14 protein-coding genes and 1 riboswitch are annotated in these 16,908 nt (G+C 34.6%); of the genes, 8 read left to right on the forward strand and 6 right to left on the reverse strand.

The window, feature by feature from the left end; genetic code table 11:
• Positions 1 to 18: 18 nt before the first annotated feature.
• The 5 genes from pdhA to MUB18_RS03110 form a co-directional block, all read right to left on the reverse strand.
• Positions 19 to 1,014, reverse strand: coding sequence for a pyruvate dehydrogenase (acetyl-transferring) E1 component subunit alpha (gene pdhA, locus MUB18_RS03090; RefSeq protein ID WP_045753966.1), 996 nt, complete (start codon positions 1,012 to 1,014; stop codon positions 19 to 21).
• A gap of 241 nt (positions 1,015 to 1,255) precedes the next feature.
• Positions 1,256 to 2,638: a histidine--tRNA ligase gene (gene hisS, locus MUB18_RS03095; protein ID WP_248754931.1), complete on the reverse strand. Its 1,383-nt coding sequence runs from the start codon at positions 2,636 to 2,638 to the stop codon at positions 1,256 to 1,258.
• A gap of 52 nt (positions 2,639 to 2,690) precedes the next feature.
• A complete protein-coding gene (gene rnc / locus MUB18_RS03100; RefSeq protein ID WP_045753964.1) occupies positions 2,691 to 3,431 on the reverse strand; it encodes a ribonuclease III in 741 nt (246 codons plus the stop codon).
• A gap of 77 nt (positions 3,432 to 3,508) precedes the next feature.
• Positions 3,509 to 4,762, reverse strand: coding sequence for a beta-ketoacyl-ACP synthase II (fabF, locus tag MUB18_RS03105; protein ID WP_021192393.1), 1,254 nt, complete (start codon positions 4,760 to 4,762; stop codon positions 3,509 to 3,511).
• 27 nt (positions 4,763 to 4,789) lie between these two features.
• Complete coding sequence (locus tag MUB18_RS03110; RefSeq protein ID WP_021192392.1) at positions 4,790 to 5,026, reverse strand: acyl carrier protein; 237 nt, start codon at positions 5,024 to 5,026, stop codon at positions 4,790 to 4,792.
• Between the two features lie 271 nt (positions 5,027 to 5,297).
• Between MUB18_RS03110 and MUB18_RS03115 the strand changes: the two genes are divergently transcribed.
• The 4 genes from MUB18_RS03115 (at position 5,298) to MUB18_RS03130 (ending at position 10,031) form a co-directional block, all read left to right on the forward strand.
• Positions 5,298 to 5,792: an IPExxxVDY family protein gene (locus MUB18_RS03115; protein WP_045753963.1), complete on the forward strand. Its 495-nt coding sequence runs from the start codon at positions 5,298 to 5,300 to the stop codon at positions 5,790 to 5,792.
• A 130-nt stretch (positions 5,793 to 5,922) separates the two neighbouring features.
• Positions 5,923 to 7,350, forward strand: a complete 1,428-nt coding sequence (gene pyk / locus MUB18_RS03120) for a pyruvate kinase (protein ID WP_045753962.1) — start codon at positions 5,923 to 5,925, stop codon at positions 7,348 to 7,350.
• A gap of 701 nt (positions 7,351 to 8,051) precedes the next feature.
• Positions 8,052 to 9,323 (forward strand): aminotransferase class I/II-fold pyridoxal phosphate-dependent enzyme, encoded by a 1,272-nt coding sequence (locus tag MUB18_RS03125; RefSeq protein ID WP_094771539.1) that lies wholly within the window; start codon positions 8,052 to 8,054, stop codon positions 9,321 to 9,323.
• A gap of 72 nt (positions 9,324 to 9,395) precedes the next feature.
• On the forward strand, positions 9,396 to 10,031 hold the full coding sequence (locus tag MUB18_RS03130; protein WP_094771540.1) for a TetR/AcrR family transcriptional regulator: 636 nt from the start codon (positions 9,396 to 9,398) through the stop codon (positions 10,029 to 10,031).
• A 237-nt stretch (positions 10,032 to 10,268) separates the two neighbouring features.
• On the opposite strand, the gene MUB18_RS03135 is transcribed toward MUB18_RS03130, so the two are convergent.
• Complete coding sequence (locus tag MUB18_RS03135; protein WP_248754932.1) at positions 10,269 to 10,640, reverse strand: hypothetical protein; 372 nt, start codon at positions 10,638 to 10,640, stop codon at positions 10,269 to 10,271.
• Between the two features lie 123 nt (positions 10,641 to 10,763).
• Between MUB18_RS03135 and MUB18_RS03140 the strand changes: the two genes are divergently transcribed.
• The 4 genes from MUB18_RS03140 (at position 10,764) to metE (ending at position 16,823) form a co-directional block, all read left to right on the forward strand.
• Entirely contained in the window at positions 10,764 to 12,596 is a 1,833-nt protein-coding gene (locus MUB18_RS03140; protein ID WP_045752578.1) for a sensor histidine kinase, read from the forward strand.
• Between the two features lie 59 nt (positions 12,597 to 12,655).
• Positions 12,656 to 13,345 (forward strand): response regulator transcription factor, encoded by a 690-nt coding sequence (locus MUB18_RS03145; RefSeq protein WP_045752579.1) that lies wholly within the window; start codon positions 12,656 to 12,658, stop codon positions 13,343 to 13,345.
• A gap of 62 nt (positions 13,346 to 13,407) precedes the next feature.
• Positions 13,408 to 14,175 carry a phosphatase PAP2 family protein gene (locus MUB18_RS03150; protein ID WP_248754933.1) on the forward strand — a complete coding sequence of 256 codons (768 nt, stop codon included), beginning with the start codon at positions 13,408 to 13,410 and terminating at the stop codon, positions 14,173 to 14,175.
• 75 nt (positions 14,176 to 14,250) lie between these two features.
• Positions 14,251 to 14,355, forward strand: a riboswitch (SAM riboswitch).
• A gap of 155 nt (positions 14,356 to 14,510) precedes the next feature.
• Positions 14,511 to 16,823: a 5-methyltetrahydropteroyltriglutamate--homocysteine S-methyltransferase gene (gene metE, locus MUB18_RS03155; RefSeq protein ID WP_248754934.1), complete on the forward strand. Its 2,313-nt coding sequence runs from the start codon at positions 14,511 to 14,513 to the stop codon at positions 16,821 to 16,823.
• The last annotated feature ends 85 nt before the right edge of the window (positions 16,824 to 16,908 follow it).

Raw genomic sequence — 16,908 nt, forward strand, 5'->3', positions numbered from 1 at the left:
TAGTTAAAGTAACTTATATTAATCTAATATAAATGGATAATCCTCTTGAACGTACACATCTTTGTACAATTCATCAGCTGTAGGGAAAGGAGATTCTTCCGCAAATTTTACAGACTCATCTACAATACTTTTCACTTCAGCATCCACTTCAGCAAACCAAGCTTCATCAGCATAATTGTTTTCAACAATAGCATGCTTTGTCGCTAATAATGGATCACGCCCTTTATATTCTTCTAGTTCTTCTTTCGTACGGTATTTCGCAGGATCGGACATAGAGTGTCCTTTGTAACGGTATGTACGTATTTCTAAGAAAGTAGGTCCTTCACCAGCACGAGCACGTTGAACAGCTTCGTCCATTGCGTTGTGTACCGCTACTACATCCATACCATCTACTGGAGCACAAGGCATATCAAAACCTAAGCCCATTTTATAAATATCTTGCATATTGGTTGTACGTTGTACAGAAGTACCCATTGCGTAACCATTGTTTTCACAAACAAAAATTACTGGTAATTTCCACAACATGGCCATGTTCAAAGTTTCATTGAAAGCACCTTGACGAACAGCACCATCACCCATGTAACATACGTTAACATTATTTGTGCCCAAATATTTCTCAGCAAATGCGATACCAGCTCCTAACGGAATCTGACCACCGACAATACCATGGCCTCCCATCATCTTATGTTCTTTCGAAAAAAAGTGCATAGATCCACCTTTTCCTTTTGAACAACCTGTTGCTTTTCCAAACATCTCAGCCATACATTCATTTGCAGACACTCCTTTTGCTAAAGCATGTGCGTGATCACGGTAGGCTGTAATTAAAGAATCTTCAGGTTTAATTACAGACATGGTACCTGCTACTACTGCCTCTTGTCCAATGTACAAGTGACAGAAACCACGGATTTTTTGCTGTCCATAAAGTTGACCTGTTTTCTCTTCAAACTTACGCATAAGTAGCATAGATCTATACCACTCTAAATATGTCTCTTTTGTTATAGGTGTTGAACTCATTTCAAAGTTTTGAATTTCTTACTAATCTTGACTACAAATCTAATCAATTTGGGTGATATTTTGGTCAGAAAATCAAATTTTCTTCTCGTTTTAGACAGTTCTAAGACATTTGATTTAAACCACATAACAGGAAAGGCAAATAAATGACTGGCTTAATTTAGTAAATTAAAAAAAGAACAAACAAAAAAGCCAAAAGACATAATAATCTTTTGGCTTTTACTATTTTTTAACAAATTTGATTTTAGCTCAATTCAGCAATCAAAGTTGATTCATCAATTTTTCTTTGATCACCTGTTTGCATATCTTTTAATGAAAGCTGTCCAGAATAAACCTCCTCATCACCGATTAACAAAACATATGGAATCCCTTTACTGTCCGCGTAACTCATTTGTTTTTTCAATTTTGCGGCTGTTGGATAAAGTTCCACAGCAACATTTGCTTGACGTAAGCGATTTAAAAGTGGCAATGTAAAGGACTCGGTCTCTTTATCAAAATTCACAATCAACAGTTTGGTATAATCTCCTTTAGCCTCTGGATAAAGATTCAACTCTTCTAGAACATCATAGATGCGATCGGCACCAAAAGACACACCAACGCCTGTTAACCCTTTTAACCCAAACATACCTGTCAAATCATCGTAGCGTCCTCCGCCTCCGATACTTCCCATAGCTACTTCATTGGTCTTAACCTCAAAAATGCATCCAGTATAATAATTTAAACCACGAGCTAAGGTAATATCCACCTCTACAAACTGCTGTAAAACTTCATTTGAAGAATCCAACTTAGAAATATAATCAAAAGTTTCTTCTATTTCAGCTACGCCCTTCAATCCAATTTCCGAATTTGACAGTACATGTTTTAGCGCCGACAATTTCTCTTCATTTGATCCTTCCAATAAAATAATTGGGCGTAAAATTTCCAAATCAGTTGTTGTAAAACCACGTTCTAATAATTCCTTGTTGACTCCTTCTAAACCGATCTTATCCAATTTATCGATCGCAACTGTCATATCGACAATAAGTTCCGGCTTACCAATAATTTCTGCAATACCTGAAAGAATCTTACGATTGTTGATTTTAATCGTAAAATCTTTCAATCCCAAATTTTTCAGTGCTTCATGATAGATCAACATAAACTCAGCTTCATTGAGTAGACTGGCAGAGCCCACAACATCTACATCACATTGGTAAAATTCACGATAACGACCTCTTTGAGGACGATCTGCACGCCATACAGGTTGAATTTGAAAACGCTTGAAAGGTAAGGAAATATCATTTTGATGCATGACAACGTAACGAGCAAACGGTACAGTAAGGTCATAACGAAGTGCCTTTTCAGAAATATGAGAAATTAATTTAATGGAAGATTTAGATTTAAATAGATCATCAGGAGCTTTACTCAAATAATCTCCCGAATTCAAAATCTTAAAAATTAACTGATCCCCCTCATCACCGTACTTTCCAGTAAGTGTCTGTAAATTTTCAAAAGAAGGAGTTTGAATTTCACTGTAACCATATTTTATAAAAACACGTTTAAGCGTATTGAAAATATAATTACGTTTAAGCATTTCGGCTGGTGAAAAATCACGCGTGCCTTTTGCTAAAGAAGGTTTTACTGTTGCCATTTGGCAAAGTTAATATTTAAGAAGGATTTTTTGAGGCTTCTAAGAAAAAAGCTTAGTCAAGTTCCAAAATTTTCAAATATTCACAAGCTTTTTCAGCAGCAGATTTTTCGGCACTTTTCTTATTGAAATCTTGTCCCAACCCACATACCTCGCCTTGGACAATAGCCTCTACAGAAAACATTTTACTCGATTCTCCTGGTGGATTTTCAATTTGATTGAAAACAACCTCCTTGCCATTATGTTGACACCATTCGATCAATCGGCTTTTAAAATTTGTTTCCGTTTGTTCCAATAAATGAATATCAACATGTGGCTTAATAATGCGATTTAACAGAAAATTTTTAGTAAAAACATAACCTTTATCTAAATAAACAGCACCGATAAGTGCTTCAAAAGCATCTCCTAGCAGAGAGCCTTGTTTATTAGGAAAACTGATCATTCTGGCATCAAACTGAATCAGTTCATTGAATCCCAATTTTCGGGAAAGTTGATTAAGATGGACACGACTAACAATTTTAGATCTCATTTCAGTCAAAAAACCTTCGTCTTTATAGGGATACTTTTTGAAAAGTAATTCAGCAACAACTGAACCCAAAATTGCATCGCCCAAAAATTCCAATCTTTCATTGCTGTTTTTTGAACCTTCCTTAATCACAACAGCTACAGACTTATGCCTAAAAGCCATTTGATAAAGTCGTATGTTTCCAGGGACAAAACCTAACAGGTTCTTGAGCTTTCTAACATAAGCTTTGTCAGCAGAAAAATATAATTTATAAATCCTTGAAAAAGGCATCTTAGTCTAAAAATGGGACAACAGGTATAAAGCACCTGTTGTATCCCAATTATTTTAATAACTTAAATAAAGTAATATTAAGCTTTGTATTTTTTCACAACAATAGTTGCATTGTGACCACCAAAGCCAAAAGTATTACTCATTGCAGCATTTACAATACGCTTTTGAGCTTTATTAAATGTGAAATTTAATCTGTTGTCCAATTCTGGATCATCTGTAAAATGATTAATAGTAGGCGGTACTATATCATTTTGAACAGCTAAAATAGAAGCAATAGTTTCAATCGCGCCAGCTGCACCTAAAAGGTGTCCAGTCATTGATTTTGTAGAACTAATGTTCAATTTATAAGCATGCTCACCAAACAAATCCACAATAGCTTTAGTTTCACTAATATCCCCTACCGGAGTAGAAGTGCCATGCACATTGATATAATCAATATCTGTGAAATCTAGTTCCGCATCATTGACAGCCATTGTCATTGCAAGTTTAGCACCTAAACCCTCTGGATGTGAAGCTGTGATATGATGTGCATCAGCGCTCATACCTCCACCCCCAATTTCAGCATAAATTTTAGCACCACGCGCTAATGCGTGTTCTAAACTTTCTAATATGATCGCACCAGACCCTTCACCAGAAACAAAACCATCACGATCTTTATCAAAAGGACGCGAAGCTGTTTTAGGATCATCATTTCTAGTTGACAATGCATGCATCGCATTAAATCCACCGATTCCAGCTTCATTAATAGTCGCTTCAGATCCACCTGTAACAATCACATCAGCTTTACCCATACGAATATAGTTAAAAGCATCAATCATCGCATTGGTTGCCGAAGCACATGCAGAGACAGCAGAAAAATTAGGTCCACGAAGTCCGTGACGCATAGAAATATGTCCCGGAGCAATATCGACAAGCATCTTTGGAATAAAGAAAGGATTGAAACGCGGTGTTCCATCCCCTTTTGCAAAATTGACAACTTCATCTGTAAAAGTTGTCAATCCCCCAATTCCTGATCCCCAGATTACTCCGATACGATTTGTATCTAAATTTTCAAAAATTAAACCAGCATCCTTGATTGCTTCATCAGATGATGCAATAGCATACTGTACAAAAGGATCTACTTTGCGAGCTTCCTTTCGATCCATAAATTCATGTGGATCGAACCCCTTCACTTCACAAGCGAATTGGGTTTTAAATTTTGACGCATCAAAATGCGTAATGGGAGCAGCACCGCTTACACCATCTAGTAAACTATTCCAATATTCTGAAACGGTATTACCAATTGGTGTAAGTGCGCCTAATCCTGTTACTACTACTCTTTTAAGCTCCATTTATACGATTTGGCCCAATTAAATTAGTTAGTTAACGTTTTTTTCTAAATAAGTGATTGCTTGTCCCACTGTACCAATAGTTTCAGCTTGGTCATCAGGTATTGCAACGTTGAATTCTTTCTCAAATTCCATGATTAACTCTACAGTATCAAGTGAATCTGCACCTAAATCATTAGTGAAAGAAGCTTCTGGTGTTACCTCGTTTTCGTCTACACCTAATTTTTCAACGATAATTGCCTTTACTCTTGAAGCGATATCTGACATGATTTTATAGTTTAATTGTTTAATAAATCTGTGCAAAGAAAAATAAATTTCATCAAATATAAAAATCCAATTGATTTTTAGATTGTCAAATTATTTTCCAGGTAGGTACAGTCATACCCGTAACTCGCTATAAACTAACCTTCTTCAAGTATAACAATAATTCCTAATATGTACAAACAAGAAGTCAATTAATTCAAATTTTACATTAAATTCACAGCATTTGCATCATTTTTTTGTATTTTCGTCAAGAACACAAGCATAAATTTTCACTTTGAATAACAAAACGATACTAAAATGGGACCTAGAATTTGATGCCGAACTTGACTTCGTACTCATCGCCATATCATGTCCTTTAAAAGATTACCGTCTCTGTCATTTTATCAACAAGGTGACCTTACTCGATTTTGTAAGAGGTAAAGAAGATAAGTTTGATCATAATCAAAAATTAAAACAAAAATCTGCTGAAGAATTAGAATATCACATCATTGTCGATCATCATAAAAAATCGATACAGCACTTCACTACTTTTTGGTACATAAACACCAAATTTCAAACTGAGTATTATTTAATCAACAATAAAAGTATAGAGGGAAGCCTGCTAATACCCGAACATGCCAATTTTGATTATTTTATTCTCATCAAAAATTTTATTGATGAAGACGATTTAGATCGGATCATAAAAAACATAAACAAAATACCCGAAGTTGTGTTTGTAAAAGAAATATCACCAAAAATATTGAAATCCAAAGAAAATCTGATATTTTAGCAAACTATTTAATAGTGTACAAGATACACGCCTTAAATCTAAATTATCCTCGTTAGTAAAAACGAGTTTTATAATTTCAAAAAAATGAAATTATATAAAAATAAAAATACATAGTAATAAAAAAATTAGAATGGAAAAAGTTCAAAAAAGGACTAAAATTGTTGCAACATTAGGTCCTGCATCTGCTGACAAACAAGTGTTAACAAATATGATTGCCAAAGGTGTAGACGTTTGTCGTCTTAACTTTTCTCACGGGAGTCAAGAGGATCACCTAAAAGTTATTGAAACCATTAAAGAGATTAATGAAGAAACAAATTTCAATGTCGCTATTTTAGCCGATTTACAAGGTCCTAAGATCCGTATCGGAAAAATGAAAGAAGGTGGTGCTATCCTTGTAAATGGATCACAGGTTGAAATTACTACACATGAATTAATCGGTGATGAAGAGAAAATTTACATCACATACGATAATTTCCCAAATGATGTTGAAGCAAATGAAATCATCCTATTAGATGATGGAAAATTGCAATTACGTGTTATAAACACAAATCATAAAGATACTGTTACTTGTGAAGTTGTACATGGTGGTGTACTTACTTCCCGTAAAGGTGTTAATTTACCAAACACAAAAGTTTCAATCCCTTCTTTAACAGAAGAAGATTTAGATAATTTAAATTTCGCCCTTGATCATGGTGCAGATTGGATCGCTATGTCATTTGTGCGTTCAGCAGAAGACATCTACCAATGTAAAAAAATCATTGCTGAAAAAGGAAGTCATGCACAAGTAATTGCAAAAATTGAAAAGCCTGAGGCTATCGAAAATATTGATGCTATCATTGAAGCTACTGATGCAATCATGGTAGCACGTGGTGACTTAGGTGTTGAAATGCCAATGGAAGAAGTACCAGGACTACAAAAAATTATTGTTCAGAAATGTCGTGATTTATCAAAACCTGTTATCATTGCAACTCAGATGTTAGAAAGTATGATCACAACTCCTCGTGCTACACGTGCGGAAGTTAATGATGTGGCTAACTCGGTTATTGATGGTGCTGATGCAGTGATGCTAAGTGGCGAAACATCTGTAGGTGAATTTCCAGAGATCGTTATCGAAACAATGAGCAAAATCATTATCCACGTGGAACAAACATCTTATCCATATTATAATGAGAAAGTTAGTGAGATTAGTGATGGAACTAAAATTCCTGATGCAATTTGTGCATCTTCAGTATATTTAGCTAAGAAAACAGATGCAGCGGCAATTGCTGTCTTAACATCGTCGGGTGCTACTGCATTTGAAATCGCAAGTTACAGACCTAATGCAGACATTATGGTATTTACAGGAACTAAAAAATTGTTACGTCAATTGAGTTTATTATGGGGTGTTAAAACCTTCATATACGACAAATTTGATAGTACTGACGGTTCTATTCACGATGTCAACAAATTTATTGTGAAAAACAACTATATCGCTCCAGGTTCGATTGTAATCAACACAGCATCGACACCTTTAATCGAAAAAGGAAAAACGAATACCATTCGTGTTTCTCAATTGTAATCAAAACAATATAAAAGATAAAAAAGCTCTCCAATATGGAGCGCTTTTTTTTTGCAATATACCTCAATTCTCTCCAATTCAAAATCTTATTCTTCTCAATTCCAAATACAATTAACACTGACGATCCCAAATAGTCATCAAATTTATTCATGAAGTGAAAGTAACGTGATTTGAACCTCACTCGTATTCATGTACATCTTGGAAAATGTTATTCACACCTATGATATCCAATTTAATAGGCTAATAAGTAGTTACATAAAGCAGAGATTTTTCATTTTTATTTCAAATAATAAAAAATAAAATGATTTTATTGATAGCAATTTACAATTATCTCCTATTTATGACAATTATATTGATTGAAATAATTGTAAATAAAAATTATTATCATTAATCAACAAAAGCAGAACAAAACTTTCATAATCAATAATTTACAAAAAAAACAATTTAATGAGCTTGTTTACTGAAAGATATGCTATTAAGATCTTTCTCTCATAAAAATAACTAGCATCCATGAAAGCATCAAACACTTCCGAAAATTGGCGCTATATAATTCATAAAAAAAGCATAAATTTCACTATAATTAGATTTTGATATTGTTATTAGCTAATTGTAAGTACTGACTATCAATCAGTAACTACCTAAAAGTTCTCAATAATTAGAAAAAGCATTTTAGTAATTACACTTCCCAAAAAAAGCTCACTATGATTAATCATAACATTGACTTCAACAAAGCTAGCTTCAAAGAATTTGAAAATATACCACATTACGATATTGTACAATCTGCAAACGCTTTCCAAGAATTTATAGATTACATGAGCGATCATGATCAAATGAATTTTAGATTTATTACAGCAGGATGTGGTCCAATTGTTCAAGTCAAAACACCATTTATGAAGGTAGCAAAAGAGTGTATCAGCTTAGTGTCCAATGACTACCTCAATTTTACACAACATCCTAAAGTGAAACAGGCTGCGATTGACGGGATTATGAAGTATGGTACAGGAGCCGGAGCATCTCCGCTTATTGGAGGGCACCACGAGTACCATGTGCAACTCGAAGATCAATTATCTAGTTTTTTTAATAGACAACGGGGATCATCAATTGTATATACAACAGGATATTCTGCAAATGCAGCAACTCTACAATGTTTATTAAAGGCGGAGGATTGTGCAATTGTTGACATGGAAGTACATGCAAGTGTTTATGAAGGCTTATTACGTACTAATACTAAACGCTTTCCACATAACAGTATGATTCATTTGGAACGAGCATTGGTCGATGCAGAAAATAAATATAGAACCAAATTAGTGATAATAGATGGCGTATACTCTCAAAATGGGGATTTAGCAAAAATCGACGAAATATATCATTTGTGCGAAAAATATGGTGCTTATTTAATGGTAGATGATGCACATGGGATCGGTGTAATAGGAGAAAACGGAAGGGGCTGTATGGAAATGTACAATTTATTAGATAAAGTCCATATTATCTCCGGTACCTTAAGCAAAGCGTTTGGGCACATTGGAGGATTTATTATTTCATCTCCCGAGATCATCAATTATTTACGTCACCAATCCCGCCAACAAGTATTTTCGTCCACCTCCACTCCCGCATCCAATGGGCTTATACAGGCTATAAAACTAATCGATGAAGAACCAGAATGGCGTACAAAATTAGCTGAAAATATTTCATATTTTAAAAAAGGTCTATTATCTTTAAATCTAAACATTGGAACGTCACAGTCTGCAATAATTCCTATAAAAATCGGTGATCCACACAAAACATCTCAAGTTGCAAGAATGCTTTTAGCTGCTGGTGTATATGCAAATTGTATTGTCTATCCTGGTGTTTCAAAAAAAGATGCCCGAATAAGAACAAGCTTAATGGCAACCCATACTAGAGAAAATTTGGACCACGTATTAAATGTACTTGAACAAATTGCGAAAAAAATTAATCTTACAAAGACCACATAAAATCAATCATTAAAGAAAATGATATATTTAAATTAACTTTGAACCTAATGTTTAACCACATACACAACTACCATGGCTAGAAAAACGTATCAGGGGGAGAAAAACGACAAAAGTAGAACAATGAATAAGCTCATTCATTCTGTCGGCATTGTTTTAGAAAAAAAAGGATATACAGGCTTAACAATTGCTAATATCGCCAGTACAGCAGGTGTCGATAGGAAGTTAATCTCTGTATATTTTGGAAGCGTTGAAAACCTAATTGAAACGTACATCAAAGGAAAAGATTATTGGGTAGAAGCGACAGCTGCCGCAGAACAAACATTAGCAAATTCTAAAGATGACAGTACGCGTTATTTTCTAGAAAAACTGTTATTGGAACAAATTCACTATTTTGCATTAAATGACGAAATGCAAAAAGTTGTTCTGTGGCAGATTAGTGAAAAGTCAGATATTATGTCCCATGTGACACAATCGAGAGAAAAAATGAGTTCGCTCTTCTTTCCATATTCTGACAAGGAATTAGCAGGTAAAAATGTAGACCTCCGAGCAGTTTCAAGTTTACTTGTAGCAGGTATTTACTATTTAGTATTACATACAAAAATGACTGATAGTACTTTTTGCGAGATCGATCTTACAACCGAAGAAGGTATGAATCGTATTAAGGAGGCTGTTAAGTTTATTTTAAAACAGACTTATGAGGCGGAATAATAATGAGCATTAATTTACGACAATAAAGAATCTAGTAGTGAGTAAGCACCTTTGTTCAACATTATCAATATATATAACCAAAATATCCTATTACTATTAAAATATAGGTAATTCCCATTATCCCTTAAGAACTAAAACAAAACATCACCATTCATATTATTTTGGTGGTGAATGAGTGAGTATGATTTATCATATAGAATAATATCAAATATATGTTCCAAAAGAAAAAATCAGTTACTACTTTTCTTTGGTATCCATTCTATTTTTTAACGGAGAATCCATTCGATGGATCAGACTATCTTGTAAAAATTTGACACTATCTGTTAATCCTTTATTTTTCAACTGAGGAATACTGTTTCGTATTGAAAACTCTGAATGTTCAATAGAATTTGGTATCTTAATTGCAGAATTTTCATCAAGCTTTTTATATTTCAAATGGTAATGAACATTTGAATCTTGCGGAATCTTTAAAAAAGGTGCTTTCGAATGGAATTTACTGTTATTTGAATTAATCTTCCCTTTCAAGGTATCCTTAGACATAATTTGCGCTTGTGCTCGTGTTAAAAAAAAGCAAATAGAAAAACAAAACAAGGTTAATATCTTCTTCATATTTTTCAACTATAAAAAATGTTAATCTAAATTAACCAATAGCATTTTAAAATGAAACAATAAGCTTGTTAAACATTGTTAAATGCCGTTAAATCAAAGAAAGCATTCCTATATTTGTAACAAATGAAGAAAAGTAGCATCGTTTTGATTATTAGCTTGATGACCCTCGCCTTATTGGGCGTTGCGGCTATGCAATTCTATTTTATTAGAGAATCATACCGCCAAAAATCACAGCTTTTTGATGAATCTGTTAATGCGTCTCTAACAGCTGTTGCCGGCAAAATAGAGCGTAGAGAAGTTATTGACTTTGCGAAAGTACAGCAACAAACGAATATTAAAAAATACCAGTTTGAGCAAGAGAAGCAGCGACATCTAGCCGAGCAGCTGAAACTTCAAAGAGAGTTAGAAAATCTCAGATCTGAGCAATATGCTATTAAAGAAAAATTTAAAGAAGCAGAAGATCAATTGAAAGAAACTTTCCCAAGTGTTATTTCAATTGAGAATTCATTTTATGAAACCTACATCAATAGAAAGAATAAAGAGAATGTATTGAGTATTGATGTTATTAAATATAATAGTCCAGACCATGTCGTAAAAGAATATGTTGAAATTGGCGCTACCAAATTTTTACCTCGAGTAAACGCAAAAGATGATAGTGCCCGATTTGTTATTCCAACGATAGACCCTGTCCTAAAGCAAGCTATTGAATACAAAATAGCGACTTTACCCCCAAGATCTAATAAACAAATCTCAAAAAAAATAATTGAACTTGAAGATCAACTCGAAAACATGAGTGGTCAAAATTTAATTGGTAATGGGAAAAATGTATTTGATACCATTGCTGCCATTGGTGGTAAAAAAAGCGGTATTATAGAAGATGTAGCTATCGGTATGGAGTTATCAAAGCGTCCCTTTCGAGAGCGTCTAAATATCAATCTCATTCAAAATTTATTAAAAGAGGAATTATCTGAACGCGATATCCACTACCCTTTCAACATTGAGGTTCGAGATAGCAGTAATATTGTTTTCCGAATACAAACCATCGATAATATTATCAAACCCAATAAAATAACGCGCTATTCAACGGCCCTATTTAAAGGTGATATTGGCTCGCCTCCTGGAAGACTAAGCGTTTATTTCCCGAGAAAGAGTACAATTATTGTCGATAATATGAGTTATTTGCTACTCCCAACTCTAGCTTTACTTTTTCTTTTAATCGGCTGTTTTGCATATACCTTACTCATCATATTCAAACAAAAAAAGGTTTCAGAAATGAAAACTGATTTCATAAACAATATGACGCACGAATTTAAAACTCCTGTCGCTACGATCATGATAGCCAGTGAGTCTCTACGTGATCCCGAAATCATATCAGATGAGCGTCGAGTAAAGCGACTTGCCAATATCATATATGATGAGAATGTTAGATTAGGCAATCATATTGAACGAGTCTTAGATATAGCCCGTCTCGAAAAAGAGACTTTAAAACTAGAAAAAACGCCTATCCATATTAATGATCTATTATCAGCAGTGCTGGATAGTATGCAGCTGCAATTACAAAAAGTAGGTGGTAAATTTGAACATCATTTTGACGCAAAAAACGATGTTGTAGTAGGTGATGAACTTCATTTATCAAATGTATTTTTCAATTTGGTGGACAATGCCATTAAATACAGTAAAGATAATCCACACATAACTGTTAAAACTAAAAATACAAAAGACAGTATTCACATAACAATTATTGATAATGGGATCGGAATGGCAAAGGATCATCTCTTAAAAATATTTGATCAATTTTACCGCATTCCAACAGGAAATGTCCACAATGTGAAAGGCTTTGGGTTAGGACTTTCATATGTGTACGATATCATCAAAAGAATGAATGGCAAAATTCAAGTAAAAAGTGACAAAGACAAGGGAACACAATTTGACATCGTATTACCTATAAAAAATTAAATTTAAATCGATATTAATTTCGTATATTATCATCAATATTCGAACAAAACCATAAGAATATGCAGAAGATATTATTAGCAGAAGACGATCCAAACTTAGGAGACTTATTAAAAGATTATTTAGAGCTTAAGGGAAAATTTGATGTCACCTTATGCACTGATGGTGAAGAGGCCGTCAATCAATTTCGCAAAAGCACATATGATCTATGTATCTTAGACGTCATGATGCCCAAAAAAGATGGCTTTACAGTCGGTAAAGAAATCAGGAAAATAAATACGACAACCCCGATCATATTTGCTACCGCAAAAGGCATGATGGAAGATAAGACAGAAGCTTTTGAACTTGGCGGCGATGATTACATCACAAAACCATTTCGAGTAGAAGAATTACTCCTTCGCATAAATGCGTTGCTCAAACGTGTTATAAGAGAAAAAGATGATCAGGTTGTGAGCGATAAATTTGAAATTGGAGAATACTTCTTTGATTATACCAGTCAGCAAATAGCCCACAAAGGTGTGCAGCAGAAGCTATCGACAAAAGAAGCCGAATTATTAAGGTTACTTTGTTTAAAAAAGAATGATGTACTGACAAGAGAAGAAGCACTTTTAAAAATCTGGCATGATGACAATTATTTCACAGGGAGAAGTATGGACGTTTTCTTAAGTAAACTGAGAAAATATCTACGAGATGATCCAAAAGTTGAGATTGTTAACGTACATGGAAAAGGCTATAAATTATTGGTCAGCTAATATACATTTACTCCGAATAATAAAGAGATGTTAAAACATCTCTTTTTGTTTATCTTGCTACAATGAAAATATCAATAACAATTTTTTTTATCCTTTCTATCTTTTGCTACTCTCCATCTCTTTATGCGCAAAGAGATACTTTACAAAAAAATAATGAAGATTTTGACACCAGTAGGAATCAAATAAATTATAAACAATTAATAGTACCCGCTGCTTTAATGACTTATGGCATAATCTCCTTAAACAGCCCATACCTCAAAAATAAAGATCAACAGATAAATAATTCCATAAACAATGATCCATCAAAAACATTCAAATTTGATAATGTCAGTGTTTTTATTCCTTCAGCAGCTGTTTACGGTCTCAATTTCCTAGGTGTCCCAAGTAAACATAACTTCAAAGAACGTCTAGCCATTAGTGCGATCGCTCATGCCATCACCTTATCTACGGTATACACGATCAAACAGACCACTCCTACTTGGAGACCAGATCGTGCTGATCATGAATCATTCCCATCCGGACATACTGCTGTCGCATTTACGGGAGCCGAGATGTTATGGCAAGAGTATAAAGATCAATCCATTTGGTATGGTATCGCAGGATACACAATAGCTGCGGGTACAGGGTACCTCAGAATGTACAATCAGAAACATTGGTTTTCGGATGTCGCTATGGGAGCAGGTATTGGTATCATGGGAACAAAAATAGCATACTGGCTATTACCCCTATTTGATAAACATTTGCAATCAAGAAAGACAAGTTACTTAACCATGGCAACTCCATTTTACAATGGGAAACAACTTGGTGTATCTGCTAATTTTCAATTTTAAGCCTTGATTTATTGTCATTTTGATATAAAAGTTACAAAATATTTGTTTTTATAAAACTAATTCCGATATTTACAGCGCTTATAGAGAAAGGCAGAGGGAATAGACCCAATGAAGCCTTAGCAACCTGTCGATTGACAAGGTGCTACATTCTACCCCATCAAAAAGTGGGAATGATAAGCTAGACACAAATATATCTTGTGCCCTCCTCTCTAAAAGCAATCAAAAAATTTAGTAAATAGATTCAAGAATTTTTGATCGTTTTTTATTTCAAATAAAAAAAATCCATCTAATTTCTTGCTTCGTTAAGGTTGAACAAATAAAATAATTTTATATTTATGTTACTAACGAACAACTTAGGTTACCCACGTGTAGGTGCCTTCCGCGAGTTGAAAAAGGCCAATGAAGCATATTGGGCTAAAAAAATCAGCGCGCAAGAATTATTGCAGGCTGGACTGAAAATCCGTGAAGGCAACTGGAAAACTCAAAAAGATGCTGGCATCGATTTGATCCCTTCAAATGATTTTTCATTTTATGACCAAGTATTAGACTTGACTCTAACTGTAGGTGCTATTCCAGCACAATACCAATCACTCTTAAACAACGAAGATAAAGGATACAATTTGGACCTTTACTTTGCAATGGCGCGTGGTTTTCAACAAGATGGCGTTGATGTAACGGCAATGGAAATGACAAAATGGTTTGATACTAACTACCATTACATTGTTCCAGAATTCGTAAAAAATCAAGAATTCAAATTGACTTCAGAGAAATTCTTAAACGAATACAATGAAGCAAAATCTTTAGGTATCGAAACTAAGCCTGTATTAATCGGCCCAATCTCATACTTATTATTAGGTAAAGAAAAAGAATCTGGTTTCAATCGTATCGATCTAATCGATAAGTTGGTTCCCGTATATGAAGAAATCTTAGGCAAATTGGCTGCTGCTGGTGCAAAATATGTACAAATTGACGAGCCATTTTTAGCTTTAGATATCGATGATGCAACACGTGCTTTATACACCAGTGTATTTACTAAATTAGCTGCTGCTGCTCAAGACATCAAAATTATTGTAACGACTTATTTCGAGGCATTACGTGACAACGAAGAAACCGCTCTAAACTTACCAGTTTATGCTGTTCATGTTGATCTAGTAAGAGGTGAAAATCAACTCGACACTATATTAGCTAAAGTTCCTGCTTCATTAACACTTTCATTAGGTGTTGTTGAAGGACGTAACATTTGGAAAAATGATTACGAAAAATCTTTAGCACAAATCAAAAAAGCGGTTGATGCTCTAGGCAAAGACCGTGTATTAGTAGGACCTTCAAGTTCCTTATTACATGTACCTTTTGATTTAGACAATGAGGATAACGAAGAATCATTGCCTAAAGAAGTTAAAAATTGGTTAGCATTTGCTAAGCAAAAATTAGCAGAGGTAAAAGATCTAGCGATCTTAGCTGAAGGTGAAGTAGATGCAAAAACTGCGGAGCGTTTCGAAGCTAATAAAGCTGCAGCAGAAGATCGTCGTACATCTTCTTTAATTCACAAACCTGAAGTCAAAGAGCGTACTGCAAACATCACTGACGACGACGCAAAACGCACATCTTCATTCGCTGCTCGTAAAGAAGCACAGCAAGCTAAATTTAACCTTCCAGCATTCCCAACTACGACAATTGGTTCATTTCCACAAACAAAAGATGTCCGTAAATGGAGAGCTGATTTGAAAAAAGGTACCATTTCTCAAGAACAATATGACAAAGAAATCGCAGAGGAGACAGAAAGAACAATCCGTCTTCAAGAGCAATTAGATATCGATGTATTAGTTCATGGTGAATTCGAACGTAATGACATGGTTGAGTATTTCGGAGAGCAATTAGCGGGTTATGCCTTCACTAAGAATGGTTGGGTACAATCATATGGCTCACGTTGTGTAAAGCCTCCTGTTATTTATGGTGATGTTTACCGTCCTGCTGATATGACTGTTCGTTGGTCTTCATACGCCCAAACTTTGACTAACCGTCCGGTAAAAGGGATGTTAACAGGTCCAGTAACGATCTTACAATGGTCATTCGTACGTAACGATCAACCACGTTCTACCACAACTTATCAGATTGCATTAGCAATTTTGGATGAAGTACAAGCATTAGAAAAAGCAGGTATCAAAATTATTCAAATCGATGAACCAGCAATTCGTGAAGGTCTTCCGTTGCGTAAAGCCGATCATCAACAATATTTAGATTGGGCTGTGCGTTCATTCCGTGTTTCATCTTCTAATGTAGATGACGATACACAGATTCACACACATATGTGCTACTCTGAATTCAATGATATCATCGAAGATATCGCTGCAATGGACGCTGATGTAATTACCATCGAGACTTCTCGCTCACAAATGGAATTATTGGATGCATTTGCGGCTGACTTTAAATATCCAAACGATATTGGACCAGGTGTATATGACATCCACTCTCCTCGTGTACCGAGTACAGAAGAAATGGTTGAGTTATTGCGCAAAGCTAAAGCTGTAGTTCCTGCAGAACAACTTTGGGTGAATCCTGACTGTGGTTTAAAAACACGTGCTTGGCCAGAAACTAAAGCTGCTTTAGAAGCGATGGTTGAAGCTGCCAAAATCTTAAGAGCTGAATAAGTTTAGCGTTTTAGAATTATAAATATAAAAGATCCTGAAGTAAAATTACTTCGGGATCTTTTTTTACAAAAAAATAATACGCTCT

Source organism: Sphingobacterium sp. PCS056 (assembly GCF_023273895.1).
Lineage (GTDB): Bacteria > Bacteroidota > Bacteroidia > Sphingobacteriales > Sphingobacteriaceae > Sphingobacterium.

Bases quoted from the DNA above. Each gene is read 5' to 3' on its own strand.
- pdhA (WP_045753966.1), bottom strand. From the start codon at position 1,014: ATGAGTTCAACACCTATAACAAAAGAGACATATTTAGAGTGGTATAGA.
- hisS (WP_248754931.1), bottom strand. From the start codon at position 2,638: ATGGCAACAGTAAAACCTTCTTTAGCAAAAGGCACGCGTGATTTTTCA.
- rnc (WP_045753964.1), bottom strand. From the start codon at position 3,431: ATGCCTTTTTCAAGGATTTATAAATTATATTTTTCTGCTGACAAAGCT.
- fabF (WP_021192393.1), bottom strand. From the start codon at position 4,762: ATGGAGCTTAAAAGAGTAGTAGTAACAGGATTAGGCGCACTTACACCA.
- MUB18_RS03110 (WP_021192392.1), bottom strand. From the start codon at position 5,026: ATGTCAGATATCGCTTCAAGAGTAAAGGCAATTATCGTTGAAAAATTA.
- pyk (WP_045753962.1), top strand. From the start codon at position 5,923: ATGGAAAAAGTTCAAAAAAGGACTAAAATTGTTGCAACATTAGGTCCT.
- MUB18_RS03125 (WP_094771539.1), top strand. From the start codon at position 8,052: ATGATTAATCATAACATTGACTTCAACAAAGCTAGCTTCAAAGAATTT.
- MUB18_RS03130 (WP_094771540.1), top strand. From the start codon at position 9,396: ATGGCTAGAAAAACGTATCAGGGGGAGAAAAACGACAAAAGTAGAACA.
- MUB18_RS03135 (WP_248754932.1), bottom strand. From the start codon at position 10,640: ATGAAGAAGATATTAACCTTGTTTTGTTTTTCTATTTGCTTTTTTTTA.
- MUB18_RS03140 (WP_045752578.1), top strand. From the start codon at position 10,764: ATGAAGAAAAGTAGCATCGTTTTGATTATTAGCTTGATGACCCTCGCC.
- MUB18_RS03145 (WP_045752579.1), top strand. From the start codon at position 12,656: ATGCAGAAGATATTATTAGCAGAAGACGATCCAAACTTAGGAGACTTA.
- MUB18_RS03150 (WP_248754933.1), top strand. From the start codon at position 13,408: ATGAAAATATCAATAACAATTTTTTTTATCCTTTCTATCTTTTGCTAC.
- metE (WP_248754934.1), top strand. From the start codon at position 14,511: ATGTTACTAACGAACAACTTAGGTTACCCACGTGTAGGTGCCTTCCGC.